Origin of the sequence: Burkholderia sp. Bp9031 (assembly GCF_003857965.1) — a bacterium.
GTDB lineage: Bacteria > Pseudomonadota > Gammaproteobacteria > Burkholderiales > Burkholderiaceae > Burkholderia > Burkholderia ambifaria_A.
On sequence record NZ_QTPW01000010.1, the window covers coordinates 197,454 to 223,174 of the forward strand.

At 68.7% G+C, this 25,721-nt stretch carries 24 protein-coding genes and 2 pseudogenes; 21 read left to right on the plus strand and 5 right to left on the minus strand.

The annotated features are described in order from the left end of the window. Positions 1-7: 7 nt before the first annotated feature. Positions 8-655 (plus strand): glutathione S-transferase family protein, encoded by a 648-nt coding sequence (locus DIE15_RS16220; RefSeq protein ID WP_124833788.1) that lies wholly within the window; start codon positions 8-10, stop codon positions 653-655. Then, the gene (locus DIE15_RS16225; RefSeq protein ID WP_057924550.1) at positions 652-1,893 is read left to right on the plus strand and encodes a multifunctional CCA addition/repair protein; all 1,242 of its coding nucleotides are present in this window, start codon (positions 652-654) and stop codon (positions 1,891-1,893) included. The genes DIE15_RS16220 and DIE15_RS16225 overlap by 4 nt, the downstream gene beginning before the upstream one ends. A gap of 45 nt (positions 1,894-1,938) precedes the next feature. Here DIE15_RS16225 and DIE15_RS16230 read toward each other — a convergent pair whose 3' ends face one another. Next, the gene (locus DIE15_RS16230; RefSeq protein WP_124833789.1) at positions 1,939-2,754 is read right to left on the minus strand and encodes a helix-turn-helix domain-containing protein; all 816 of its coding nucleotides are present in this window, start codon (positions 2,752-2,754) and stop codon (positions 1,939-1,941) included. Between the two features lie 444 nt (positions 2,755-3,198). Between DIE15_RS16230 and DIE15_RS16235 the strand changes: the two genes are divergently transcribed. Beyond that, positions 3,199-5,049: a M24 family metallopeptidase gene (locus tag DIE15_RS16235; protein WP_124833790.1), complete on the plus strand. Its 1,851-nt coding sequence runs from the start codon at positions 3,199-3,201 to the stop codon at positions 5,047-5,049. Positions 5,050-5,135: 86 nt separating this feature from the next. Here the strand turns inward: DIE15_RS16235 and DIE15_RS16240 are convergent, their stop codons facing one another. The 3 genes from DIE15_RS16240 to flgA all read right to left on the minus strand — a co-directional run bounded on the left by DIE15_RS16240 (position 5,136) and on the right by flgA (position 7,444). Continuing rightward, the gene (locus DIE15_RS16240) at positions 5,136-5,576 is read right to left on the minus strand and encodes a flagella synthesis protein FlgN (RefSeq protein ID WP_057924818.1); all 441 of its coding nucleotides are present in this window, start codon (positions 5,574-5,576) and stop codon (positions 5,136-5,138) included. Between the two features lie 85 nt (positions 5,577-5,661). Then, the gene (gene flgM, locus DIE15_RS16245) at positions 5,662-5,994 is read right to left on the minus strand and encodes a flagellar biosynthesis anti-sigma factor FlgM (protein WP_057924547.1); all 333 of its coding nucleotides are present in this window, start codon (positions 5,992-5,994) and stop codon (positions 5,662-5,664) included. A gap of 118 nt (positions 5,995-6,112) precedes the next feature. Further along, a complete protein-coding gene (flgA, locus tag DIE15_RS16250; protein WP_124833791.1) occupies positions 6,113-7,444 on the minus strand; it encodes a flagellar basal body P-ring formation chaperone FlgA in 1,332 nt (443 codons plus the stop codon). A 205-nt stretch (positions 7,445-7,649) separates the two neighbouring features. Between flgA and flgB the strand changes: the two genes are divergently transcribed. The 14 genes and pseudogenes from flgB to DIE15_RS16320 all read left to right on the plus strand — a co-directional run bounded on the left by flgB (position 7,650) and on the right by DIE15_RS16320 (position 21,348). Further along, positions 7,650-8,138, plus strand: a complete 489-nt coding sequence (flgB, locus tag DIE15_RS16255) for a flagellar basal body rod protein FlgB (protein WP_124833792.1) — start codon at positions 7,650-7,652, stop codon at positions 8,136-8,138. A 36-nt stretch (positions 8,139-8,174) separates the two neighbouring features. Then, entirely contained in the window at positions 8,175-8,600 is a 426-nt protein-coding gene (flgC, locus tag DIE15_RS16260) for a flagellar basal body rod protein FlgC (RefSeq protein ID WP_057924544.1), read from the plus strand. Positions 8,601-8,676: 76 nt separating this feature from the next. Then, positions 8,677-9,420, plus strand: a complete 744-nt coding sequence (locus tag DIE15_RS16265) for a flagellar hook assembly protein FlgD (RefSeq protein WP_057924543.1) — start codon at positions 8,677-8,679, stop codon at positions 9,418-9,420. A gap of 28 nt (positions 9,421-9,448) precedes the next feature. Next, entirely contained in the window at positions 9,449-10,690 is a 1,242-nt protein-coding gene (flgE, locus tag DIE15_RS16270) for a flagellar hook protein FlgE (protein ID WP_124833793.1), read from the plus strand. A 20-nt stretch (positions 10,691-10,710) separates the two neighbouring features. Then, positions 10,711-11,469, plus strand: coding sequence for a flagellar basal-body rod protein FlgF (gene flgF, locus DIE15_RS16275; protein WP_057924541.1), 759 nt, complete (start codon positions 10,711-10,713; stop codon positions 11,467-11,469). Between the two features lie 35 nt (positions 11,470-11,504). Next, positions 11,505-12,293, plus strand: a complete 789-nt coding sequence (flgG, locus tag DIE15_RS16280; RefSeq protein ID WP_014895799.1) for a flagellar basal-body rod protein FlgG — start codon at positions 11,505-11,507, stop codon at positions 12,291-12,293. Between the two features lie 21 nt (positions 12,294-12,314). Further along, positions 12,315-13,004, plus strand: coding sequence for a flagellar basal body L-ring protein FlgH (gene flgH, locus DIE15_RS16285; protein WP_057924540.1), 690 nt, complete (start codon positions 12,315-12,317; stop codon positions 13,002-13,004). 5 nt (positions 13,005-13,009) lie between these two features. Then, positions 13,010-14,200, plus strand: coding sequence for a flagellar basal body P-ring protein FlgI (locus DIE15_RS16290; RefSeq protein ID WP_124833794.1), 1,191 nt, complete (start codon positions 13,010-13,012; stop codon positions 14,198-14,200). 277 nt (positions 14,201-14,477) lie between these two features. Further along, positions 14,478-15,461: a flagellar assembly peptidoglycan hydrolase FlgJ gene (flgJ, locus tag DIE15_RS16295; RefSeq protein WP_057924539.1), complete on the plus strand. Its 984-nt coding sequence runs from the start codon at positions 14,478-14,480 to the stop codon at positions 15,459-15,461. A 217-nt stretch (positions 15,462-15,678) separates the two neighbouring features. After that, entirely contained in the window at positions 15,679-16,434 is a 756-nt protein-coding gene (locus tag DIE15_RS16305) for a flagellar brake protein (protein WP_057924538.1), read from the plus strand. A gap of 191 nt (positions 16,435-16,625) precedes the next feature. Next, positions 16,626-18,009: pseudogene (gene flgK, locus DIE15_RS16310) on the plus strand (flagellar hook-associated protein FlgK); the annotation flags it as partial. Positions 18,010-18,167: 158 nt separating this feature from the next. Next, positions 18,168-18,560: pseudogene (locus tag DIE15_RS38150) on the plus strand (flagellar basal body rod C-terminal domain-containing protein); the annotation flags it as partial. Positions 18,561-18,577: 17 nt separating this feature from the next. Further along, positions 18,578-19,813, plus strand: a complete 1,236-nt coding sequence (gene flgL, locus DIE15_RS16315; protein ID WP_124833796.1) for a flagellar hook-associated protein FlgL — start codon at positions 18,578-18,580, stop codon at positions 19,811-19,813. Positions 19,814-20,043: 230 nt separating this feature from the next. Next, positions 20,044-21,348: a solute carrier family 23 protein gene (locus DIE15_RS16320; protein ID WP_057924535.1), complete on the plus strand. Its 1,305-nt coding sequence runs from the start codon at positions 20,044-20,046 to the stop codon at positions 21,346-21,348. A gap of 39 nt (positions 21,349-21,387) precedes the next feature. Here the strand turns inward: DIE15_RS16320 and DIE15_RS16325 are convergent, their stop codons facing one another. Beyond that, positions 21,388-22,281: a transcriptional regulator GcvA gene (locus DIE15_RS16325; protein WP_124833797.1), complete on the minus strand. Its 894-nt coding sequence runs from the start codon at positions 22,279-22,281 to the stop codon at positions 21,388-21,390. Positions 22,282-22,377: 96 nt separating this feature from the next. Here DIE15_RS16325 and DIE15_RS16330 point away from each other — a divergent pair, with 96 nt between their 5' ends. From DIE15_RS16330 to DIE15_RS16345, 4 genes are all read left to right on the plus strand, one after another. Continuing rightward, a complete protein-coding gene (locus DIE15_RS16330) occupies positions 22,378-22,992 on the plus strand; it encodes a chromate transporter (protein WP_124833798.1) in 615 nt (204 codons plus the stop codon). Further along, positions 22,989-23,516: a chromate transporter gene (locus DIE15_RS16335; RefSeq protein WP_057924532.1), complete on the plus strand. Its 528-nt coding sequence runs from the start codon at positions 22,989-22,991 to the stop codon at positions 23,514-23,516. Before DIE15_RS16330 ends, DIE15_RS16335 begins: the two co-directional genes overlap by 4 nt. A 58-nt stretch (positions 23,517-23,574) precedes the next feature. Beyond that, positions 23,575-24,330: a YoaK family protein gene (locus DIE15_RS16340; RefSeq protein WP_124833799.1), complete on the plus strand. Its 756-nt coding sequence runs from the start codon at positions 23,575-23,577 to the stop codon at positions 24,328-24,330. A 257-nt stretch (positions 24,331-24,587) separates the two neighbouring features. Then, positions 24,588-25,709: a porin gene (locus DIE15_RS16345; protein ID WP_057924530.1), complete on the plus strand. Its 1,122-nt coding sequence runs from the start codon at positions 24,588-24,590 to the stop codon at positions 25,707-25,709. The last annotated feature ends 12 nt before the right edge of the window (positions 25,710-25,721 follow it).

Consider the following 25,721-nt stretch of genomic DNA (forward strand, 5'->3'; position numbering starts at 1 on the left):
CACCGCCATGAAACTCGTCATTGGAGACAAGAATTACTCGTCGTGGTCGATGCGGCCGTGGCTGCTGCTCGCGCATTTCGGGATTCCGTTCGACGAGATCGCGATCGAGCTGCGTCGCGACGACACGGCCGCGCGCATCAGCGAGTACTCGCCGACCGGCAAGGTGCCGTGCCTGATCGACGATCACGGCACCGCGATCTGGGATTCGCTCGCGATCGCCGAGACGCTCGCCGAGCGCTATCCGCAGTTCCCGATGTGGCCGGCCGATTCGCTCGATCGCGCGCATGCGCGCTGCATCTCGGCCGAGATGCACTCGGGCTTCGCCGCGCTGCGCACGCAGATGGGGATGAACGTGCGTGCATCGATGCCGGGGCGCGGCGCGACACCGGATGCGCTCGCCGACGTCGCGCGCATCGACGCGCTGTGGGGTGCGTGCATCGAGGCATCGGGCGGCCCGTTCCTGTTCGGCGAATTCGGGATCGCCGATGCGATGTATGCGCCCGTCGTGATGCGCTTCAACACGTATGCGCCGGCGCTGTCGCCGGAGGCGGCCGGCTACGCGGCACGCGTGACGGCGCTGCCGGCGGTGCAGCGCTGGATCGAGGCCGCACGCCGCGAAACCAACGTGATTGCCGAATACGAACCCGCGCCATGAACATCTACGCAGTAGGTGGAGCGATCCGCGACGAATTGCTCGGCGTGCCGGTGCAGGACCGCGACTACGTGGTGGTGGGCGCGACGCCCGAGCAGATGGCCGCGCAGGGCTTTCGGCCGGTCGGCAAGGATTTCCCCGTGTTCCTGCATCCGGACACGCAGGAGGAATACGCGCTTGCGCGCACCGAGCGCAAGACGGCGGCCGGCTATCACGGTTTCCAGTTCTATTACGCGCCGGACGTGACGCTCGACGAGGACCTCGCACGGCGCGACCTGACGATCAACGCGATGGCGCGCGAAGTGAGCCCGGAGGGCGCGCTGATCGGGCCGGTGATCGATCCGTTCGACGGGCAGGCCGACCTGCGCGCACGCGTGTTCCGGCACGTGGGCGACGCGTTCGTCGAGGATCCGGTGCGGATCCTGCGGATCGCGCGCTTTGCCGCGCGCTTCGCGGATTTCACGGTCGCCGACGACACGCTCGCGCTGATGCGGCGCATGGTCGAGGCAGGCGAAGCGGACGCGCTGGTGCCCGAGCGCGTGTGGCAGGAGATCGCGCGCGGGCTGATGGAGGTGAAGCCGTCGCGGATGTTCGCGGTGCTGCGCGCGTGCGGCGCGCTCGCGCGCATCCTGCCCGAGGTCGACGCGCTGTGGGGCGTGCCGCAGCGCGCCGACTACCACCCGGAAGTCGACACGGGCGTGCACGTGATGATGGTCGTCGACTATGCGGCGAAGCAGGGCTATTCGCTGCCGGTGCGCTTCGCGGCGCTCACGCACGATCTCGGCAAGGCGACGACGCCCGCCGACGTGCTGCCGCGCCACGTCGGCCATGAAGGCCGCAGCGTCGACCTCATCAAGCCGTTGTGCGAGCGGCTGCGCGTGCCGAACGAATGCCGCGAGCTTGCGCTGGTGGTCGCGCGCGAGCACGGCAACCTGCATCGCGTGATGGAGATGGGCGCGGCCGCGCTGGTGCGGCTCTTCGAGCGCAGCGACGCGCTGCGCAAGCCGGCGCGCTTCGCCGAGATGCTGCAGGCGTGCGAATCGGACGCGCGCGGCCGGCTCGGGCTCGACACGCAACCGTATCCGCAGGCCGAGCGGCTGCGCGTGGCGCTGGTGGCGGCGCGCAGCGTCGACGCGGGCGCGATCGCGCGCGGTATCGGCAACGATGCGATGCAGATCAAGGACGCCGTGCATCGCGCACGGGTCGAGGCCGTCAAGCAGGCGCTGGCGATCGGCGAATAGTGCGGAAGAAGCGGGTGGCGCGGTGCGCCGCCCGGCCGCCAGCCGTCATTTCGTCGTGCGGGCGGGGGGGCGGCGGGCCGGGGTGGCGGCGGCCGGACGTTTGCCGGCGGCCGCGCGTGGCTTGCCGGCAGCCGGCTGGGTTGCCGCTGCGCGGGCCGGTGTGTCGGTGGACTGAGCGGCGTCCGTGTCGCGCTCGCGTTTCGGCGCCGCTTCACGGCGGCTCACGCGCGGCTCGCCCGGCGCCGCGCCGGCATCGCGCGCAAGCGGCCTGATTTCCCTCTCCGCGGACCCGAATTCGGCGCAGCGGTCGTCGAAGAGCGGCAGCGTGCCGACCGCGATGAGTTCGGCGGGCCCGTCGCCAACGTTCGCGACGCGATGGCGCTTTCTCGCATCGAAGTGCAGCGAGTCGCCGGGCGACAGCGGGTAATCCTTCTTGCCGATCGTGTAGCAGACGTGGCCGGTCAGCACGTACACGAACTCGTCGCCGCCGTGCGCGACCCATTCCGAACGGTAGCCCTCCATCATCCGGACCTTGAGCGCGTTGATCTGGCTGCCGTCGAAGGTGGTGGACAGCCGCTCGTACCACTGCGACGTGGCGTCGACCGCATACGGTTCGCGGCGGCCGGCGTGCGAGTCGGGCTGCGCCTGGCGCGGCTGGTCGATCAGCGTGCCGAGCGGCACGTTCAGCGCCTTCGCGACGTTGACGAGCGACGACAGCGAGATGCCGGTGAGATGGCGCTCGACCTGCGACAGGAACCCGATCGACAGGTTCGCCTCTGTCGCGACTTCCAGCAGCGTCTTCTTCGCCTCCCGGCGCAGGCGCCGAATGCGCTGGCCGATACGCATGATGTCTGAATCCATGAATCTCTTTCGTGGCAACGAGTCGGAAGGCGAGCGGAGGGCGGGGCAGTCGCCGGGACGTTGCTTTTCCGCGAATCGCACGAAGCACGGCCGTCGGGACGGCGATGCCGGCGCATTGTACCGCGCAGTGGCGCACGCACGGCGCCACGCCGCGCAGGGGCGCGCGGCCGTCGTGCACCGTGCCGGTAACACCATGCCGGGAATTTTAGCCCTACGAAAATTTTAGCTTGACCTCAATTTCAGCGTGCTCTAGATTCTGTCGCGCGCATCAAACAAAGTTAAGTGAGACAAAAATTTTCCCGAAGACCTGCCGCTGGAACGGCACCGCGGCCCGGCTGTCTGCCGCGCCGCGCGTCGGCTGTGCACGGGTGGCGTGCCGCTCCCGGCGTGCGCCATGCCGCGCAACGCCGCCGGCCGCCGACAACAATCCATAACGGGCATCCGATGATCGATCGACTGAAATACAGTTTCTCCGGCCTTCCCTCGTATGACGCGTCCGTTGGCGACGCGCAGGCGGGCCTGTCGCGCGTGATCGACGCGCTGCGGCTCGACGCCGTGGTCGTCACGTCGCAGGACGAATACATCACCGAATACCTGCCGCGCCGCAACAACCCGCGCTACGCGGTGTCGGGCTTCGACGGCTCGGCCGGCTGCGGGATCTTCCTGAGCGCGGCGACCGCGCAGGCGCTCGGCGTGCCGCCGTTCGTGCTGTTCGTCGACGGCCGCTATCACCTGCAGGCCGAACAGCAGTGCGACCCGGCGCGCGTGCGGATCGAGAAGCTCGCGATGGACGTGACGATCTGGCAGGCGCTGGCCGACTGGCTGGTCGCGCATGCGAGCCGGCTCGCGCGGGTCGGCTACGACGCGCTGCGGATCAGCGTCGCGCAGCGCGACCGGCTGTTCGCGCAGACGCAGGCCGCGTCGCTCGACTGGACGAGCCTCGCCGAGCGCGAGATCGACCGCGCGATCGCGCTGCCAGGCTGGGTGGTCGAGCGGCCGATCTTCGAGCTGCCGGACACGATGACCGGCGCAAGCGTCGCGCAGAACCTCGACGCGCTGAACCGCCGGCTCGCCGCGCACACCGGCGCGGCACCCGGCAAGACCGCGTTCTTCACGTGCGCGTCGGACGATCTCGCGTACCTGCTGAACAGCCGCGGCTATCACATCCCGAACGCGTCGTCGCACCTGGGCTTCCTGTTCGCGGTCGGCGAGCAGGTCGCGCTGTTCCTGCCGGAAGGCTGCGACCGGTGCCCGGTCGAGCTGGCGTCGTATCCGGCGCTGCACGTGATCCGGCGAGACTTCGCCGAACTCGAGCGCTTCCTCGCGCGGTTCGCGGTCGACCACGTGTGCTACGGCTTCGAATCGGTCAATTGCGCGCTCGTTGAGTCGGTGCGCCGCGTATGGCCGCACGCGCGCCACGCCGATTTCAATCCGGTCGAGGCGATGCGGGCCGGCAAGACGCCGCAGGTGCTCGACCGGTTCCGGGACGCATTCGCACGCAGCTCGGCGGCGATCGCCGAGACGATGCGCTGGGCGAAGGCCGGCGAGCCGGGACAGCGCCATACCGAATACGACCTGGCCCGCACGATCAACGACGCGTACGGTGCCCGCTCGGCGGTCGCGCTGACGTTTCCGTCGATCGCGGCGAACGGCTCGAACAGCGCGTTCGCGCACTACACGGCGGCAAGCGCCGAGGTCGAGCTGACGGAGGGCGAACTCGTGCTGCTCGACAGCGGCGCATACTACGACGCCGGTTTCGCGACGGACTGCACGCGCGTCGTGTTGCGTCGCACGCAGCCGGAGACGGTCGCGCAGCCGTGGCAGCGCGAGATCTACACGGTCGCGCTGAAGGCCTGCATCAAGGGGCTCGTCACGCGCTTCCCGAAGACGGCGACGGGCGGCGACGTCGATGCGGCCGTGCGGCAGGTGTGCCGCGACCACGGCTATGATTTCGGCCACGGCACCGGGCACGGCGTCGGGATCCACGTGCACGAAGGCGGCGTGCGGTTCGCGCCAGGCGCGAAGTACGGGCTGGTGCCGAATGCGGTGATTTCCGTCGAGCCGGGCATCTACGTGCCGGGCAAGGGCGGCGTGCGGATCGAGAACATCGTGATCGTGCGCGCGGACGACGACGAATCGGACACCGTCGCGTTCGAGAACATCGTCACGGTCGGCTACGACTGGGACCTGATCGATGTCGAGCTGCTGGACGACGACGAGCGCGCGTACCTGCGCGACTACGAACGGCTTTGCGTGGAGCGCGGCACGCAGGTCACTGCGTGTCCGCTGCTGTAAGGCGGGGATGGCGCGCGCGGCCGCGGCAGGGCCGCGGTGCGCAGCCGGCGCGTCGGTACGCCGGCGTGGTCAATACATCAGTGCAATCAGCGCATCAGCGCCGACACGCGCCCGTCGGGCCCGTAGACGCCGGCCGGCGCGGGCGCCGAGCGCAGCACCGCGAGCGCGCGCTCGTTGTAGTCCATCCGGATCCGGATCAGCATCCCGTTGGTCGCATTGGCCTGGCGCGCGCGTTCGGCGGCCTGCAGCAGCAACTGCCAGCGGCCGGCAAGGCGCGCATCGCGCTCGGCGGCCTGGTCCATGCCTTTCTTGCCGGCCGGAAAGCCGAGCGCGGACAGCTGCGTGTCGCGCGTGCGTTCGAGCTGCGCGAGCCGGTCGATCAGCACGCTCTTCTTCTCGACGATGCCGGGCAGCATTTCCAGCGGCTCCGGGGTCGTGAGCGCCTTTTCCTCGTAGGCGAGCAGGGACGCGAACGCTTCGACCGTCGCGTGTTCGTCGTTGACCGTGGCCAGCAGCTCTTCTCTCATCGCGTCATGCTCGTCGCGCCGGCACGCGGGTGCGCATGCCGGCAAACCAGGGGGCCGGTCAGGGCGTGACGGGCCCCGGGCCGGTTCAGTTGCCCTGCGGGCGCTGCTGTTGCAGCAGGTCGCGGGCGGTATTCAGTACGCCGTCGGCGATCTTGTTCACATCGATCGTCAACGTGCCGTTGTTCAACGCGTCCTTGATCGACTGGACGAGGGCCGTGTCGATGTCGGCGCTGCCGGAGGCCGACAGCGAACGCAGCTGGCCCGACAGACCCGACAGGTTCACGGTCGTGTCGCCGCCGGTCGATCCTGCGTCGGCCGCCTGCGCGGGCGACGACGAAGCCGCGCCGGATTGCGCGCGGGTCGCGCCGTTGCCGGTCGACGCGAGTGGGCTCGGGTTCGGAGTGGAATCGATCTTCACGATGGGTTTCCTGTACGGTATGACCCAGATAACGGCCGGGTCGGCCCGAACTTTAGCATCGTGAACCCGAAATTCTCCGAATAAACAATTCTTTGCAATCTTGCGGCGGGATCCGTCCCTACAGCGGAATTTCCACGGTCCCGGCGTCCTTGACGATCGCCGTGACGATCTGCCCCGCGGCCATCCTGACCCGCACCGACTGGCCCGGCGCCGCATTCGCGAGCGCGCTGCCCTCGGCCGAGATCGTGAAGCCGGGCCCGGCCGCGACGACCCGCACCGTCTGGCCGGCCGACACCGACGCGGCGCTCTTCAGCATGTCCTGGCGCAGCGGCAGCCCGGCCGAGATCCGGGCCAGCGCGGTCGCGCCGACCGCCTGCGCGGGATCGGTGATCACTGCGAGCGGCAGCACCGTCAGGTCGCCGTCGCGCGCGACGAGGTCGGCGGCGGTGAGCGGCTCGCCGGGCGGGATCTGCCGCGCGGCGACGTAATAGGTGGCCTGCACGGCGACCTTCGCCTGCAGGTAGACGGTCCACGGCCGTTCGCCCGCGCAGCGCACGCCGACCGTCGTGCGGCCCCACAGGCGCGCGCCGGTCGGCAGGAACGGCTCGAGCGTCGTGCACGCGGCGAGCCCGCGCGGGAATGCGGCGGCGACGGTGGCGGTGGTCTTGCCCGGCAGGCCCGCGATCTGCTGCTGCAGGAATGCGAGGGCCGTGCGTCGGATCGCGTCGGGGTCCTGCTGGCCGGGTGGCGCCGCCTGCTGGAGCGCGGCGGCCGCCTGGGCCGGGGGGGCGGAAGTCATCGGCGCGCGCGGCGCCGGCGCGGCTGCAGCGGGGCGGGCTGCCGCGGTGCGCGTGGCGATCGCCGGGCGCGCGGGATTCGATGCGGGTTCGGCCGTACCGGCGACGACGGTCGCGACGGCGCCCGGATCGGTGGCGTGCGGCATGCGGTAACCGTACCCGTAACCGGCGCTCGCGCGCGCGGCCGCGTAGGCGGGGCGTGGCGCGGGCGTCGGCACGACGGCCGGCGGCGGGACGCTCGTCACGACCATCGAGCCGGCCGCGGCCGTGCCGGTCATGCCGGTCGCACCACTCGCACCGGCCGCCATCGCCATGCCCGCACCCGCACCCGCACCCGCACCCGCACCCGCACCCGCACCCGCACCCGCACCCGCACCCGCACCCGCACCCGCACCCGCACCCGAAGCCGCACCCGAAGCCGAAGCCGAAGCCGAAGCCGAAGCCGTTCCCGCCTTCCCGCCGAACTGCCCGCCGCTCGCCGCATTCGCCTGCGCGAGCGCGGTTTCGGCCGTCTCGCCGCGTCCGGGAATCACGATCATCCCGTCGTCCGCGTGGGCAGCCGACACCATGAGCCACAGCGCCGCGGCGAGCGCGAACGCACGCGGCACGCGTGTGCCGCGTGCGGCGTTTTCGCGAAGTGCGCTGCCTGTCATCGCCGTGTCCTCGAAACCGTTGATCCGATTCGCATTCTAGGGAGCCGGGCCGTCGCGCAAACGATGAATAGAGGGGGCCTTTGCCGCGTTATTCGTCCGATTGCCGGTTGCGCCCGACGCCTACCATCGCTGTCATGGAAAAAAGCCCCTTGGGCCGCCATCCGGCGCAACGGGCGTGCAGCGCTTCATACGGAGAGACGCACACATGCTGGACAAACTCGATGCCGAATTCGCGTTCGGCCGACAGGCGCTCGACGTGCGCGCCTATCGGCAGGAACTGCTGTCGTCGAACATCGCGAACGCCGACACGCCCGGCTACCAGGCCCGCGACGTCGATTTCGCGTCGACCCTCGCGCGCTCGCTGAAGCAGACCAGCGGCGGTCTCGCGCCGAGCAACGCCGCGCAGCTGCCGATGGCGCAGCCGGCCGGCGTGGCGAGCGGGATGACGATGGTGTCGACGGCGCCGGGCCACATGGCCGGCACCGCGAAGCTGATTCCGACGGGCGGCCCGGCCGACGACTACGGTCGCGCGCAGTACCGGATGCCGCTGCAGCCGTCGCTCGACGGCAACACGGTCGATCTCGACGTCGAGCGCGTGCAGTTCGCGAACAACGCGCTGCACTACGAAACCGGGATGACCGTGATGACCCAGCAGATCAAGGCGATGATCGCCGCGATCTCGACGAACTCGTAAGCGCGCGGCGCTTGCGCACCCGAACAAGGAGCCTCCATGCCCTCGTTGATGAACATCTTCGGCGTCGCCGGTTCGGCGCTGTCCGCGCAATCGCAGCGCCTGAACGTCACCGCGTCGAACCTCGCGAACGCCGACAGCGCGACCGGCCCCGACGGCAAGCCGTACAAGGCCAAACAGGTCGTGTTCGCGACCGACCCGATCGGCGGCGCGCGCACCGCGTCCGGCCAGGGCGTGGGCGGCGTGCGGGTGACGAAGGTGGTCGACGACCCGTCGCCGATGAAGTCGACCTACGACCCGTCGAACCCGTCCGCCGACGCGAACGGCTACGTGCAGATGCCGAACGTCGATCCGGTGCAGGAGATGGTGAACATGATCTCGGCATCGCGCTCGTACCAGGCCAACGTCGAGACGCTGAACACCGCGAAGACGCTGATGCTCAAGACGTTGACGATCGGCTCGTAAGCCGCGCGCCGAGCGACGTTCCAGACCGATACCCCAGACCAGACAGTTCCGACAGTTCCGACACAAGGCACCCCGGATGACATCCTCCAGCACGACGATCGGCAGCAACGGCACCAACGTGTCGACCCTGCCGACCGACACGATGAACACCAACAACGTGTCGATGACCGGCACGTCGGCGAGCGATCTGCAGGCGACGTTCCTGAAGCTGCTCGTCACGCAGTTGCAGAACCAGGATCCGACGAGTCCCGTCGACAGTTCGCAGATGACGTCGCAGCTCGCGCAGATCAACACGGTGAGCGGCATCGCGCAGCTGAACACGTCGCTCACGTCGCTGTCGACGCAGCTCGCGGCCGGCCAGCAGACGCAGGCCGCGCTCCTGATCGGCACGAACGTGCTCGCGCCGGGCAACGCCGTCGCGGTGAAGGGCGGCGCGGCGTCGCCGTTCGGCGTGTCGCTCTCGAGCGACGTGTCGAACCTGACGATCACCGTGAAGAACAGCTCGGGCGCCGTCGTCAACACGATCAATGCGGGCCAGCAGTCGGCCGGCACGGTGCCGTTCAACTGGACGCCGACGGACGCGTCCGGCAACGCGCTGCCGGACGGCAAGTACACCGTGAGCGCGCAGTACACGGGCAGCGACGGCAAGACGTACGCGCCGACCGTGCTCGCGGCCGCGCAGGTGCAGAGCGTGATCAAGCAGGCCGACGGCACGGCGGGGCTCGTGCTGTCGAACGGCACGACGGTGGGGCTCACCCAGGTCGCGTCGATTTTCCCGAACGCCGCGTCGTCGTCCGGCGGCACGACCACCACCAACTGATCCAGCTTTCTCGAAAACGGAGACCGAAATGGGTTATCAACAGGGTCTGAGCGGCCTCGCCGGCTCATCGACCGCGCTCGACGTGATCGGCAACAACATCGCGAACGCGAACACGGTCGGCTTCAAGTCGAGCACCGCGCAGTTCTCCGACATGTATGCGAACTCGATCGCGACGTCGGTCAACACGCAGATCGGGATCGGTACGACGCTCGCATCGGTGCAGCAGCAGTTCGGCCAGGGCACGATCAATACGACGAACTCGTCGCTGGATGTCGCGATCAACGGCAACGGCTTCTTCCAGATGTCGAACAACGGCGTGATGAGCTACACGCGCGACGGCACGTTCCAGCGCGACAAGAACGGCTACATCGTCAATGCGCAGGGCATGAACCTGATGGGCTACGCGGCCGACAAGAGCGGCGTGCTGAACACCTCGCAGACCGTGTCGCTGCAGGCGCCGACGACCAACATCGCACCGACCCCGACGACCAGGATCACCGGCCAGTTCAACCTGAACTCGCAGGACACGGTGCCCACCAAGACGCCGTTCGACCCGACCGACACCACGACGTACAACTATTCGACGTCGGTCCAGGTGTATGACTCGCTCGGCGGCTCGCAGGCGGTCAACATGTACTTCGTGAAGTCGGCGACCGGCACGTGGGAAGCCTACGCGGGCGTGCAGGGCAGCACCGCGACCGACCTCGGCACGGTCACGTTCGATTCGTCGGGCGCGATCCAGAGCACGACGACGGGCACGCCGCCCGCGCCGACCACGTCGGTCGGCCAGTTCCAGTTCACCGTGCCGACCACCGACGGCTCGGCGACGCCGCAGCAGCTCACGCTCAACCTGACCGGCACCACGCAGTACGGTGGCAAGGACGGCGTGAACAACCTCGCGCAGGACGGCTACGCGAGCGGCACGCTGACGACCTTCTCGATCGGCTCGGACGGCAAGCTGACCGGCAGCTACTCGAACGGGCAGACGGCGGTGCTCGGGCAGATCGCGCTCGCGAACTTCAACAACCCGAACGGCCTCGTCAACATCGGCGGCAACCAGTACACCGAGACGGCCGCGTCGGGCGTGCCGCAGATCTCCGCGCCGGGCAGCACGAACCACGGCACGCTGCAGGGCAGCGCGCTCGAGAACTCGAACGTCGACCTGACGTCGCAGCTCGTCAACCTGATCACCGCGCAGCGCAACTACCAGGCGAACGCGCAGACGATCAAGACGCAGCAGACCGTCGACCAGACGCTCATCAACCTGTAATGCGCGGATAACCGGCAGCCATGGACCGACTGATCTACACGGCGATGACGGGCGCGTCGCAGTCGCTCGACCAGCAGGCGATCGTCGCGAACAACCTCGCGAACGCATCGACGACGGGCTTTCGCGCGCAGCTCGCGACCTACCGCGCGGTGCCGATGAATTTCGGCGACGGCAGCACGATCGACCCGACGACGACGCGCACCTACGTGCTCGCGTCGACGCCCGGCGCGGATTACGCGCCGGGTCCGATCACGCGCACCGGCAACCCGCTCGACGTCGCCGTACAGGGCGCCGGCTGGCTGTCGGTGCAGACGGCCGACGGCGGCGAGGCGTACACGCGCGCCGGCAACCTGCACGTCGATGAAAACGGCCAGCTCGTCAACGCGAGCAACCTGCCGGTGATCGGCAACGGCGGCCCGATCTCGGTGCCGCCCAACGCGGAAGTGACGATCGGCAAGGACGGCACGGTGTCCGCGCTGATGCCGGGCGACCCGCCCACCGCCGTCGCGATCGTCGACCAGATGAAGCTCGTGAACCCCGACCCGGCCACGCTCGCGCGTGGCAACGACGGGCTGTTCCGCACCGCCGACGGCAATCCGGCCGATGCCGACCCGAACGTGGTCGTCACGCCGAATTCGCTCGAAGGCAGCAACGTGAATCCGGTGACCGCGATGGTCGCGATGATCGACAACGCCCGGGCGTTCCAGCTGCAGTCGAAGCTGATCCAGACGGCCGACCAGAACGAGCAGTCGGCGAACCAGCTGCTCAACTTCAGCTGAGCGGCACGGCCCTCGCTACCAGGAGAAGATTCAACATGAACCGATCGCTCTACATTGCCGCCACCGGCATGAATGCGCAGCAGGCGCAGATGGACGTGATCTCGAACAACCTCGCGAACACCAGCACAAACGGCTTCAAGGCGTCGCGCGCGGTGTTCGAGGATCTGCTGTACCAGACCATCCGCCAGCCGGGCGCGAACTCGACACAGCAGACCGAACTGCCGTCGGGCCTGCAGCTCGGCACCGGCGTGCAGCAGGTCGCGACCGAGCGCCTGTACACGCAGGGCGGCCTCACGCAGACCGGCAACTCGAAGGACGTCGCGATCAACGGCGCGGGCTTCTTCCAGGTGCTGATGCCGGACGGCACGAACGCGTACACGCGCGACGGCTCGTTCCAGACCAACGCGCAGGGCCAGCTCGTCACGTCGAGCGGCTACCAGATCCTGCCGGCGATCACGGTGCCGCAGAACGCGCAGTCGCTGACGATCGGCAAGGACGGCGTCGTGTCGGTCACGCAGCCGGGCTCGAGCAACGCGGTGCAGATCGGCTCGCTGCAGATCGCGACCTTCATCAACCCGGCCGGCCTCGAGGCGAAGGGCGAGAACCTGTTCGCCGAGACCACGTCGTCGGGCGCGCCGAATGTATCGCAGCCGGGCCTGAACGGCGCGGGCGTGCTCAACCAGGGCTATGTCGAGGCGTCGAACGTGAACGTCGTGCAGGAGCTCGTCAACATGATTCAGACGCAGCGTGCGTACGAGATCAACAGCAAGGCCGTGACGACGTCCGATCAGATGCTGCAGACCGTCACGCAGATGAAGAGCTAACCGGAAAGTCCAGTCGTCGCCATGAAGCAGGTTCGCCTCCTCCCGTCAGCCCCCGTCCGCGCCGCGTGCGCGGTCGCGGTGGCCGCGCTCGCCGGTTGCGCGCAGATTCCGCGCGACCCGATCATCCAGCAGCCGATGACGGCGCAGCCGCCGATGCCGATGTCGATGCAGGCGCCCGGCTCGATCTACAACCCGGGCTACGCGGGCCGTCCACTGTTCGAGGACCAGCGGCCGCGCAACATCGGCGACATCCTGACGATCATGATCGCGGAGAACATCAACGCGACCAAGTCGTCGGGTGCGAACACCAACCGGCAGGGCACCACCGACTTCAACGTGCCGACGGCCGGCTTCCTCGGCGGGCTGTTCGCGAAGGCGAACCTGTCGGCGGCCGGCAACAACAAGTTCGCGGCGACGGGCGGCGCGAGCGCGGCGAACACGTTCAACGGCACGATCACGGTGACCGTCACCAACGTGCTGCCGAACGGCAATCTCGTCGTCAGCGGCGAGAAGCAGATGCTGATCAACCAGGGCAACGAATTCGTGCGTTTCTCGGGTGTCGTGAACCCGAACACGATCTCGGGCGCGAACTCCGTGTACTCGACGCAGGTCGCCGACGCGAAGATCGAATACTCGTCGAAGGGCTACATCAACGAAGCCGAGACGATGGGCTGGTTGCAGCGCTTCTTCCTCAACATCGCACCGTGGTGATGACGATGCAGCAGCCTCTTTTCCACCGCCTGTCCCGCCGCATCGCGTTCGGCGCGCATGCCGTCGCGCAGCTCGCCGCCGCATGCGTGCTGGCGGCGTGCGCGTTCGGCACGGCACCCGCGCACGCGGAGCGCCTGAAGGACCTCGCGCAGATCCAGGGCGTGCGCGACAACCCGCTGATCGGCTATGGCCTCGTCGTCGGCCTCGACGGCACGGGCGACCAGACGATGCAGACGCCGTTTACGACGCAGACGCTCGCGAACATGCTCGCGAACCTCGGCATCTCGATCAACAACGGCTCGGCCAACGGCGGCCCGTCGTCGCTGAACAACATGCAGCTGAAGAACGTCGCGGCCGTGATGGTGACCGCCACGCTGCCGCCGTTCGCGCGGCCGGGCGAGGCGCTCGACGTGACCGTGTCGTCGCTCGGCAACGCGAAGAGCCTGCGCGGCGGCACGCTGCTGCTCACGCCGCTGAAGGGCGCGGACGGGCAGGTGTATGCGCTCGCGCAGGGCAACATGGCGGTCGGCGGCGCAGGCGCGAGCGCGAACGGCAGCCGCGTGCAGGTGAACCAGCTCGCGGCCGGCCGGATCGTCGGCGGCGCGATCGTCGAGCGCTCGGTGCCGAACGCGATCGCGCAGATGAACGGCGTGCTGCAGCTGCAGCTGAACGACATGGACTACGGCACCGCGCAGCGGATCGTGTCCGCGGTCAATTCCAGCTTCGGCCCGGGCACCGCGACAGCGCTCGACGGCCGCACGATCCAGCTCGCCGCGCCGGCGGATTCCGCGCAGCAGGTCGCGTTCATGGCGCGCCTGCAGAACCTCGACGTGAGCCCGGACAAGGCCGCCGCGAAGGTGATCCTGAACGCGCGCACCGGCTCGATCGTGATGAACCAGATGGTCACGCTGCAAAGCTGCGCGGTTGCGCACGGCAACCTGTCGGTGGTCGTCAACACGCAGCCGGTGGTGTCGCAGCCGGGGCCGTTCTCGAACGGGCAGACGGTGGTCGCGCAGCAGTCGCAGATTCAGCTGAAGCAGGACAACGGGGCGCTCAAGATGGTCACGGCCGGCGCGAACCTCGCCGACGTCGTGAAGGCGCTGAACACGCTCGGCGCGACGCCGGCGGACCTGATGTCGATCCTGCAGGCGATGAAGGCGGCCGGCGCGCTGCGCGCCGACCTGGAGGTCATCTAAGGGTCTGCCTACTCATGAAACGTACATGCGAATGCCCGAAATCGGCCGTCCCCCAAGGGGACTTCCTTGCGGGGCGCAGGGCAAGGAGTGAGGAGCGCCGTTTGGCCGAGCCAAACAAGAGACGAAGGACGCCGCCATGCGGCCGATTTCGGGCATTCCCGTGGAATGCAATTTAAATTTGGCGTTGCCCCGAGACGGGCCGCTCGCGGCGTCGCGATCCTTGCGAGCGGCCCGTCTCGGGGCAACGCATGCACGTTTCATGAGTAGGCAGACCCTTATGGCAGCTAATCTCCCGAACGCGAACGACCTCACGCAACGCTTCGCGCTCGACGTGCAGGGCTTCGACGCGCTGCGCGCGCAGGCGAAGCAGTCGCCGCAGGCCGGCGCGAAGGCGGTGGCTGGCCAGTTCGACGCGATGTTCACGCAGATGATGCTCAAGAGCATGCGCGACGCCACGCCCGACGGCGGCCTGCTCGATTCGCACACGTCGAAGATGTACACGTCGATGCTCGACCAGCAGCTCGCGCAGCAGATGTCCAAGCGCGGGATCGGTGTCGCCGACGCGCTGATGAAGCAGCTGCTGCGCAACGCGGGGCAGGGCGCCGGCAGCGATACGGCGGCCGACGCCGGGGCGGCCGGGCTTGGTGCGGCCGGCTTCGGCGCGGCGGGCAACGAAGGCAGCCTCGCCGCGATGAACGCGATGGCGAAGGCGTATGCGAACTCGGCGAACAACGGCGGGCTTGCCGGCGCACGCGGCTACTCGGCCGGCAGCGCGCTCACGCCGCCGCTGAAGGGCGCGAGCGGCGTGCAGGATGCCGACGCATTCGTCGACCGGCTCGCCGGTGCGGCACAGGCGGCGAGCGCGACCACCGGCATCCCGGCGCGTTTCATCGTCGGCCAGGCCGCGCTCGAATCGGGCTGGGGCAAGCGCGAGATCCGCGCGAGCGACGGCTCGACGAGCTACAACGTGTTCGGCATCAAGGCCAACAAGGGCTGGACGGGCCGCACGGTGTCGGCGCTGACGACCGAATACGTGAACGGCACGCCGCGCCGCGTCGTCGCGAAGTTCCGCGCGTACGATTCGTACGAGCACGCGATGACCGACTATGCGAACCTGCTGAAGAACAACCCGCGCTACGCGGGCGTGCTCAGCGCGAGCCGCAACGTCGAGGGTTTCGCACACGGGCTGCAGAAGGCCGGTTATGCGACCGACCCGAATTACGCGAAGAAACTGATCTCGATCATGCGGCAGATCGGCTGACAGGCCCGCCCGTCGCCCGCCTGCCGTCTTTCGGACCGCGCCCGGCACCCGCCGCGCGCGGTTTCAACGTTTGCGCGAAAAAAAGCGGCAATTCGATCTAAACTTTCGGTGAGCACTGCCGCTAAGTGTGTGAGACCTGCAACCGGGCCCGTGTTCTGGCCCGGTTTTACTGCGTCCCGGTTGCCCCGGGCGCCCATGAAAAGAAAACCGGCTAGCCATGAATATCGAAACGTCGACCGATCAGGGCCTGGATGCGGGCCATTCCGGGCCCGACTATGCCCGCCGCAATCCGCTGGAAATCGGCGTGCAGTTGCGCAACCTCGTGAACCGCGGCGACTTCCTGACCGTCCAGTACCCGGGCGGCCAGCTCGTCACGCGCCTGCTCGAGGTCGACGTCGGCGCGCGCACGTTCACGTTCGACTGGGGCGCGCTGTCCGAGCAGAATGCCGGCATCCTCGCCGCGTCGCACTGCACGTTCTCGGCCGCGCCGGACGGCGTGCGCGTCGAATTCACCACGAGCACGCCGCGCGAGACGCGCTACGAGGGGCTGCCCGCGTTCGTCGCCGATTTCCCCGACGTGCTGATGTGCATCCAGCGCCGCGAGTATTTCCGCGTCGATGCGCCGATCGTCGATCCGTTCCTGTGCCGCGGCAAGCTGCCGGAGGGCGAGAGCTTCGTGTTCGAGGTGCATAACCTGTCGCTCGGCGGCGTCGGGCTGCGCACGGCCGACGAGCGCGCCGAGGCGCTCGAGGTCGGCACGCTGCTGCCGGACGTCGAGCTCGAGCTGAACGGCCACGGCAAGCTGTCGCTCGACCTGCGCCTCGTGTCGCAGCGTTCGACGCAGATGCCGAACGGCTCGCGGCGCTACCAGCTCGGCTTTCGCTTCATGTCGCTGCCGGGCAGCGCGGAGAACACGCTGCAGCGCCTGATCACCCAGCTCGAGATGAAGCGCCGCTCGCTCGCGCGGGCCTGACGCACCCGCTCGCGGCTCCGCTCGGGGCCGCCTTCGCACCGGCGCCGGCAGTGGCCGCCGGGGCCCTCGAACGGCGCGCGCACGTGCGCGTCGCGCGTGCATTTTTTCCTCAATTTTTCCGATCCGCGGCCGTTATACCGGGAGTCACGCAACCCGGCGGCCGCAGCGCGGCCGGCTCATCAGGATCGCGCATGTCCAACACACTCATGAACCTCGGCGTCAGCGGCCTCAATGCCGCGCTCTGGGGCCTCACGACGACCGGTCAGAACATCAGCAACGCAGCGACGCCCGGCTATTCGGTCGAGCGCCCCGTTTATGCCGAGGCGAGCGGCCAGTACACGTCGAGCGGCTACATGCCGCAGGGCGTGAACACCGTCACGGTGCAGCGGCAATACAGCCAGTACCTGAGCGACCAGTTGAACAGCGCGCAGTCGCAGGGCGGCGCGCTGTCGACCTGGTATTCGCTCGTCGCGCAGCTGAACAACTACGTCGGCAGCCCGACGGCCGGCATCTCGACCGCGGTCACCAGCTATTTCACCGGGCTGCAGAACGTCGCGAACAATGCGTCCGACCCGTCGGTGCGGCAGACCGCGATGAGCAACGCGCAGACGCTCGCGAACCAGATCACCGCAGCCGGCCAGCAGTACGACTCGCTGCGCCAGAGCGTCAACACGCAGCTCACCAGCACCGTGTCGCAGATCAACGCGTACACCGTGCAGATCGCGCAGCTGAACCAGCAGATCTCCGCGGCGAGCAGCCAGGGACAGCCGCCCAACCAGATGATGGACCAGCGCGACCTCGCGGTGTCGAACCTGTCGAGCCTCGCCGGCGTGCAGGTCGTGCGCAGCGACAGCGGCTACAGCGTGTTCCTCGCGGGCGGCCAGCCGCTCGTCCTCGCCGACAAGAGCTACCAGCTCGCGACCGTCACGTCGCCGTCCGATCCGAGCGAGCTGACCGTCGTGTCGCGGGGGATCGCCGGCGCGAACCCGCAGGGCCCGAACCAGGCGCTGCCGGATGCGTCGCTGTCGGGCGGCACGCTCGGCGGCCTGCTCGCGTTCCGCAGCCAGACGCTCGACCCGGCCGAGGCGCAGCTCGGCGCGATCGCGACGAGCTTCGCCGCGCAAGTCAACGCGCAGAACGCGCTCGGCCTCGACTTGTCGGGCAACCCCGGCGGCAATCTCTTTACGACCGGCACGCCGACCGTCTATTCGAACCAGGGCAACACCGGCGACGCAACGCTGTCCGTGTCGTTCGCGAACGCGTCGCAGCCCACGACGAGCGATTACACGCTGTCGTTCGACGGGACCCACTACACGCTCACCGACCGCGCGACCAGCACGGTGGTCGGCCAGATGGCCGGCCCGATGCCGGTTTCGCTCGGCGGCCTGAATTTCTCGGTGCCGTCCGGCGCGATGAAGGCCGGCGACCAGTTCACCGTGCTGCCGACGCGCGACGCGCTGAACGGCTTCGGTCTCGCGACGTCGACCGGCTCGGCGATCGCGGCGGCGTCGCCGTACGCGTCGTCGGCGAGCACGACGAACACGGGCACCGGCACGATCGGCTCGCTGTCTGTCACGAGCGCATCGGCCGCGGCCAACGCACACAACTACACGATCACGATGGGCGGCACGTCGGCCGCGCCGACCTATACGGTCACCGACAACACGGCCGTGCCGCCGACCACGTCGGGCGCGCAGCCGTTCCAGACCGGTTCGCCGATCACGCTGACGGCGGGCGTCGCGGTGACGGTGTCGGGCGCGCCGGCAGCCGGCGACACGTTTGCGGTCGCGCCGAACACGGGTGGCACGAACGACGGCAGCAACGCGCTCGCGCTGTCGAAGCTCGTCAATTCGAAGTCGTTCGGCAACGGCTCGACCACGCTGACCGGCGCCTATGCGAGCTACGTGAACGGCATCGGCAACACGGCGAGCCAGCTGAAGTCGTCGAGCGCCGCGCAGACCTCGCTCGTCGGCCAGATCACGACCGCGCAGCAGTCGGCGTCCGGCGTGAACCAGAACGAGGAAGCGGCGAACCTGATGCAGTATCAACAGCTTTACCAGGCGAACGCGAAGGTGATCCAGACGGCGGCGACGCTGTTCCAGACCGTGCTCGGCCTGTTCAATTGATTCCGGGGACAGAAGCGATGCGGATTTCCACTGCCCAGTTTTACCAGATGAACGTCGCGCAGATGAGCGACCAGCAGGCGCAGCTCGCGCAGCTGTATCAGCAGATCTCGAGCGGCGTGAGCCTGTCGACCCCGGCCGACAACCCGGTCGGTGCGGCGCAGGCCGTGCAGTTGTCGATGACGTCGGCGACGCTTTCGCAGTACTCCGCGAACCAGAACGTCGCGCTGTCGTCGCTGCAGAAGGAGGATCAGGCACTGACGAGCGTCAACAACCTGCTGAACAGCATGCACACGATCGTCATGCAGGCCGGCGATGGTTCGCTGGCCGACAGCGACCGGTCGGCGCTCGCGACGCAGCTGGAGGGCTATCGCAACCAGTTGCTGACGCTCGCGAACACCACGGACGGCGCGGGCAACTACCTGTTCGCGGGCTTCCAGTCGACCACGGCGCCGTTCGCGGATGCCGCGGGCGGTGGCGTGACCTACAGCGGCGACAGTGGCGCGCGCCAGGTGCAGATCGCCGACACGCGCTCGATCGCGCAGGGCGACAGCGGCACGAACGTGTTCCTGTCGGTGCCGATGCTCGGCAGCCAGCCCGTGCCGGCCGCGGGCACCGGCAATACGGGCACGGGTACGATCGGTGCGGTATCGATCACGAACCCGTCGGCGGCCACCAACGCGCACCCGTTCACGATCACGTTCGGCGGCACGTCGACCGCGCCGACCTATACGGTCACCGACAACACGATCGGGCCATCGAGCCAGACCGCACCCCAGCCGTACTCGGACGGTGCCGCGATCGCGCTCGGCAACGGCCTGACGGTGCCGGTATCGGGCACGCCGGCATTGGGCGACACGTTCACGGTGACGCCCGCGCCGCAGGCCGGCACCGACGTGTTCGCGTCGCTCGACACGATGATCGCCGCGCTGAAAATACCGATCGGCAGCGATACGGCCGCCTCGGCCGCGCTGACGAACGCGATGACGACCGGCACGACGAAGCTGAACAACACGATGACGAACATCCTCACCGTGCAGGCGTCGGTCGGGGGCCGCGAGCACGAAATCCAGGCAATGCAGGCCGTGAACCAGACCAATACCGTGCAGGTCAGCAGCGACCTGGCGGACCTGACCAGCACCAACATGGTGTCGACGATCAGCCAGTTCCTGCAGATGCAGAATGCGCTGTCAGGCGCGCAGAAGGCCTACGCGCAACTGCAGAACCTGTCGCTGTTCCAGTACATCAATCCGTGACACCCGCGGCGCACTGCCCGGTGTGAGCGCCCGCTTACATCACACAGTGCGCCGGTTAAGCGCTGTCGGCGGCTGTCGGCGCTATCGTGCCGCCCGGGTGCCAGCCCCGCGGGCACCGCCGTCGCCCCGGCGGTTCGCGCTTGCCAGCCCCATTTCCGCTCCGTAAACTCGCGCCAGATTCCAGACCGGCGCACCGTCCGCAGCCGGCGTTCGACAGGAGCCCTTTTCCCATGTCCGATTCCTACTTCCCGCGCTGGCGGGTGCAATCGACCGGCGCGTCGCGCGTGGTCGGCCCCGACGAACGCCTTGCGTGGCCGCAGATGGTCGCGATGGGCGTGCAGCACGTCGTCGCGATGTTCGGCTCGACCGTGCTCGCGCCGCTGCTGATGGGCTTCGACCCGAACCTGTGCATTTTCATGTCGGGCATCGGCACGCTGCTGTTCTTCGTGCTGGTCGGCGGCCGCGTGCCGAGCTACCTCGGCTCGAGCTTCGCGTTCATCGGCCTCGTGATCGCGGTGACGGGCTACGGCGGCAGCGGCCCGAACCCGAACATCCCGGTCGCGCTCGGCGGGATCATCGCGTGCGGCGTCGTGTACGTCGCGCTCGGCGCGCTGGTGCAGGCGATCGGCACGCGCTGGATCGAGACGCTGATGCCGCCCGTCGTCACCGGGGCGGTGGTCGCGGTGATCGGGCTGAACCTTGCGCCGATCGCGGTCAAGGGCGTGTCGGCATCGACCTTCGACTCGGTGATGGCGCTCGTCACGGTGCTGTGCGTCGGCGGCGTCGCGGTGTTCGCGCGCGGGATGATGCAGCGCCTGCTGATCCTCGTCGGGCTCCTGATTGCCTATGCGATCTACGCGATCGCGACCAACGGGATGGGTCTCGGCAAGCCGATCGATTTCGCGATCGTCGCGCATGCCGCGTGGTTCGGGGTGCCGAGCTTCCGCGCGCCGGTCTTCGATCCGCACGCGATGCTGATGCTCGCGCCGATCGCGGTGATCCTGGTCGCGGAGAACCTCGGCCACATCAAGGCCGTCAGCGCGATGACGGGGACCAATCTCGACCGCTACGTCGGTCGCGCGTTCATCGGCGACGGGCTCGCGACGATCGTGTCGGGCAGCGTCGGCGGCACGGGCGTGACCACCTACGCGGAGAACATCGGCGTGATGGCCGTCACGCGGATCTATTCGACGCTGGTGTTCGCGATCGCCGCGCTGATCGCGATCGGGCTCGGCTTCTCGCCGAAGTTCGGCGCGGTGATCCAGACGATTCCGGGCCCGGTGCTCGGCGGGGTGTCGATCGTCGTGTTCGGGCTGATCGCGGTGACGGGCGCGCGGATCTGGGTCGTCAACAAGGTCGACTTCTCCGACAACCGCAACCTGATCGTCGCGGCGGTCACACTGGTGCTCGGTGCCGGCGACTTCTCGCTGAAGTTCGGCGGCTTCGGGCTCGGCGGGATCGGCACCGCGACGTTCGGCGCGATCATCCTGTACGCGCTCCTGCGCAAGGAGAAGGAACCGGGCCCGGTGGTGTGAGCGGGAGTGGGCGGTGCAATGCCGCCCGCCGGTGCGGACCTACGCGCCGGTATTCGACTGCCCCTGCAGCCACGCGCAGAACTGCGCGACGAGCGGATCGTCGGCCGGCGCGCGCGGCGCGATCCACCAGTAGCTGCGCGTCGCGATGCGCGGCCCGTCGAGCGGCATCACCAGGCGCCCGCTCGCAAGCTCGTCGTCGATCAGCGGCAGCGGGCCGAGCGCGACGCCCAGCCCGTCGACGGCCGCCTGCAGCGCCAGGTAGAAGTGGTCGAACGACTGCCGCTTGCGCCCCTTCATCGCCACGCCGGCCGCCGCGAACCAGTCGCGCCAGCCTTCCGGCCGCGTATCCGAATGCAGCAGCACGTGCCGCGCGAGATCGTCCGCGCGGGTGATCGGCGCGCGCTTGAGCAGCGCGGGGCTGCAGACCGGAATCACGCTTTCGTCGAGGAAGTGGCCGCTCGTGCAGTTCGGCCAGTGGCCGGGGCCGCGGCGGATCGCGACGTCGAAGCCGTCGAGCGCGTCGAGCGCGTCGAGCGGCGCGTTCGACGTGGACAGCTTCAGCTCGACGTTCGGCACGTCGCGCTGGAACCGCGACAGGCGCGGCAGCAGCCATTTCATCGCGAAGGTCGGCAGCGCATTGATGCGCAGCACACGTGCGGCACCGGTGTTGCGCAGCTGCTCGGTGGCGAGCGCGATGCTGTCGAACGCGGCGCGCACGGTGTCCAGGTAGCGGCGGCCTTCGTCGGTGAGCTTCACGCGCTTGCCGTAGCGGTGGAACACCGGCTTGCCGAGCCACGCCTCGAAGCCGGCGATCTGCCGGCTGATGGCACCGTGAGTCACATGCAGCTCGTCGCCGGCGGCGCTGAAGCTTTCATGTCGTGCCGCTGCTTCAAAGGCCCGAAGCGCGGAAAAAGGTGGGAGGTCGCGTGCCATGCTTGTGATTTTAGATCACAAGGACGCGCCGATAAAATCGTTTTGCCGGCATCCCGAACGGCGGTAACCTCGGGGCACCGTTTGATGAGGAGCCCCATGCAATCCGTTTCTCCGCCGCCTGCTGCGTCTCCGCGCCGGATCGGCCTCGCCGAGCTGTTCACCGGCTTCCTGTCGCTCGGCCTGATGTCGTTCGGCGGCGCGCTGCCGTTCGCGCGGCGCACGATCGTCGACGAGCGCAAATGGCTGTCCGCCGACGAATTCACCGATCTGCTCGGCCTGTGCCAGTTCCTGCCGGGCGGCAACGTGATCAACCTGTCGGTTGCCGTCGGCATGCGCTTTCGCGGCGTCGCGGGCGCGTTCGCCGGCATTCTCGGGCTGATCGCGGGCCCCACCCTCGTGGTCGTCGCGCTCGGCGTGCTGTATGCGAAGACGCAGGGCGATCCGCGCGTGCAGCACCTGTTCGGCGGGCTCGCCGCCGCGGCCGCGGGCCTGCTCGTCGCGATGGCCGTGAAGGTCGCGAAGCCGCTGCTGCAGGCGCCGCGCACCGCGGCCGGCATCGCGGCGCTCGCGTTCGTCGCGATCGCGGTGCTGCGCATTCCGCTCCTGACCACGATGCTGGTGCTGACGCCCGTGAGCATCTGGTTCGCGTCGCGGCGCCGCGAGACGCCGGCATCGCAGCGCACCGCCGCACGCGACGGAGGCCGGTCATGAACGACACGCTGATCGCGATCGCGACGATCTTCAGCCAGCTGTCGCTGCTCGCGTTCGGCGGCGGCAACACGATCCTGCCGGAGATGCAGCGGCAGGTGGTCGACGTGCATCACTGGATGAGCGCGCACGAGTTCACCGCGCTGTTCGCGCTCGCGCAGGCGGCGCCGGGACCGAACATGATGATCGTGTCGCTGGTCGGCTGGCATGTGGCCGGCTGGTCCGGGCTGCTGGTCGCGTCGATCGCGAAGTTCGGGCCGTCGTCGGTCGTCACGGTGCTCGCGCTGCATGCGTGGGAGCGCTTTCGCGACCGGCCGTGGCGCCGCTACGTGCAGCAGGGGCTGATGCCGGTTACGGCCGGGCTCGTCGCGGCCAGCGCGGTGCTGATCTCGGAAGCGTCGAACCGTTCGGCAATCCAGTGGGGCATCACGGCCGCCTGCGCGGCGCTCGCGTGGCGCACGCGCATCCATCCGCTGTGGCTGCTCGCGGCCGGTGCGGTTATCGGGCTCACCGGCATCGGTCAGTGAGCGGCGCACGACCGGCCTCCCGTGCGCGATACTGGCGCGACTCTTCACGGGAGGCTTGATGGATCTCGACGGCGCCAGCCGCAACCTCGCCGTCGCCGCGCTGCTCACGCTGTCCGGCGGCTACCTCGACGCGTACACCTATGTTGGCCACGGTCACGTGTTCGCGAACACGATGACCGGCAACGTCGCGCTGCTCGGCATCAACCTGTCGGCCGGTGAATGGGCGGCCGCGCTGCATCACGTGCCGCCGCTCGGCGGCTTCGTGGTTGCGGTGTTCGTCGCGCATCTGCTCGGCCTCGCCGCGCAGCGTGGCTGGATGCGCCACACCGCGTTCGCGAGCCTGATCGTCGAGATCGCGTTTCTCGGCATTGCCGCGAGCGGGCTCGTCGGCGCGTCGAGCGCGTGGCTGATTCCCGGCATCTCGTTCGTCGCGACGCTGCAGACGCTGTCATTCACCCATCTCGAGGAACTGTCGTACACGTCGGTGATGACGACCGGCAACCTGCGGCGTGCCGCGCAGAAGCTGTTCGTCGGCCTGATTCCGCGCTACGACGCGGGTGCGCTGCACGACTCGGCGCTGCTCGCGACGATCAGCTTCTGCTTCCTGGCCGGCGCGGTGGTCGGCGGCCTCGTCACGCGGCTCGTGCCGGACGTCGCGCTGTGGGGCGCGGTGCTGCTGCTCGTCGGTGCGTTCGCGGAAATCGTGCGGCGGGCGTGGCGGCGCGCGGGCGGGGGAAGCGACAGCAGGGGGGGCGCGGGCGGCGCGGGTAGCAATGGCAGCACTCCTGACGGCGGGAAGCCGCGGCCGACCTGACGCGCGCCGATCCTTACAGCACCGACCCGTTTTCCGCCGTCGCCGCGCCCCGCATCCGCAGCGCGAGAGGCAAGCCCGGCGCGGGAAACGTTGTTGCCGGGCGACAATCGCGCCTTACCACGCGTTTCAATTTCTTTCAGCAAGCGCACTCGTCTTATGATTCAGCCCACATCGCGCGCGCCATGAGCGTGCTCGATCGCCACCCGGCTGCGCACGCGGCCGGCCATGAATGGAGACACCCACAAAAAGGAAAGCTCATGAAGCAGACCACCCGACTCGCAGCCATCGCAGGGGGCGCGGCCCTGGCCTTCGCCAGCCAGTACGCAGCCGCACAAAGCTCGGTCACGCTCTGGGGCGTCGCCGACGCCAGCATCCGGTACCTGACCAACGCAAACGCCAAGAACGACGGCCTGCTGTCGATGACCAACGGCGCGATCACCAACAGCCGCTTCGGCATCTACGGCACGGAAGACCTCGGCGGCGGCCTGAAGGCCGTGTTCAACCTCGAGAGCGGCGTGAACCTGCAGAACGGCGCGTTCGCCGACAGCGGCCGCCTGTTCAACCGCGCGGCGTACGTCGGCCTGCAGAGCCCGTACGGCACGGTGACCCTCGGCCGCCAGAAGACCCCGCTGTTCGACCTGCTGTCGGACACCTACGATCCGCTGACGGTCGGCAACTACCTCGAAAACGCGTGGCTGCCGGTCGCGCTGGGCGGCGGCCTGTATGCGGACAACCAGATCAAGTACACGGGCAAGTTCGCGGGCCTGACCGCGAAGGCGATGTACTCGACGGGCACGAACTACGAATCGACCGGCGCGGGCGGCTTCTCGGGCCAGATCCCGGGCTCGCTCGGCAAGGGCAATGCCTGGGGCGTGTCGCTGTCGTACGTGATGGGGCCGCTGAGCATCGCGGCCGGCGCGCAGCAGAACAGCGACAACTCCGCACGCAAGCAGACGATCTACCACGCGAACGTCGTGTATGCGTTCAGCAAGGCGAAGGTCTACGCGGGCTACCTGCGCTCGAAGGACGACACCGGTTTCGTCGACAGCCTGCTCGCGCAGCAGTCGATCCCGGTCGCGAAGGGCACGGGCCGGATCGACGACGGTCCGTTCGCGGGCGTGAGCTGGCAGGTCAGCACGCCGCTGACGCTGACGGGCGCGTTCTACTACGACCACATGCGCAACGCGATGACCGCGAACGGCACGCTCGCGAGCGGCAACCGCTACGCGATTGTCGGCATCGCCGAATACGCGCTGAGCAAGCGCACGGAAGTCTACGGCACCGTCGACTTCAACAAGACGAACGGCGCGGCGAACGTCGAGCTGCCGGGCCGCAGCAACCAGACCGGCATCGCGATCGGCCTGCGCAATATCTTCTGACGAAAATCGGAA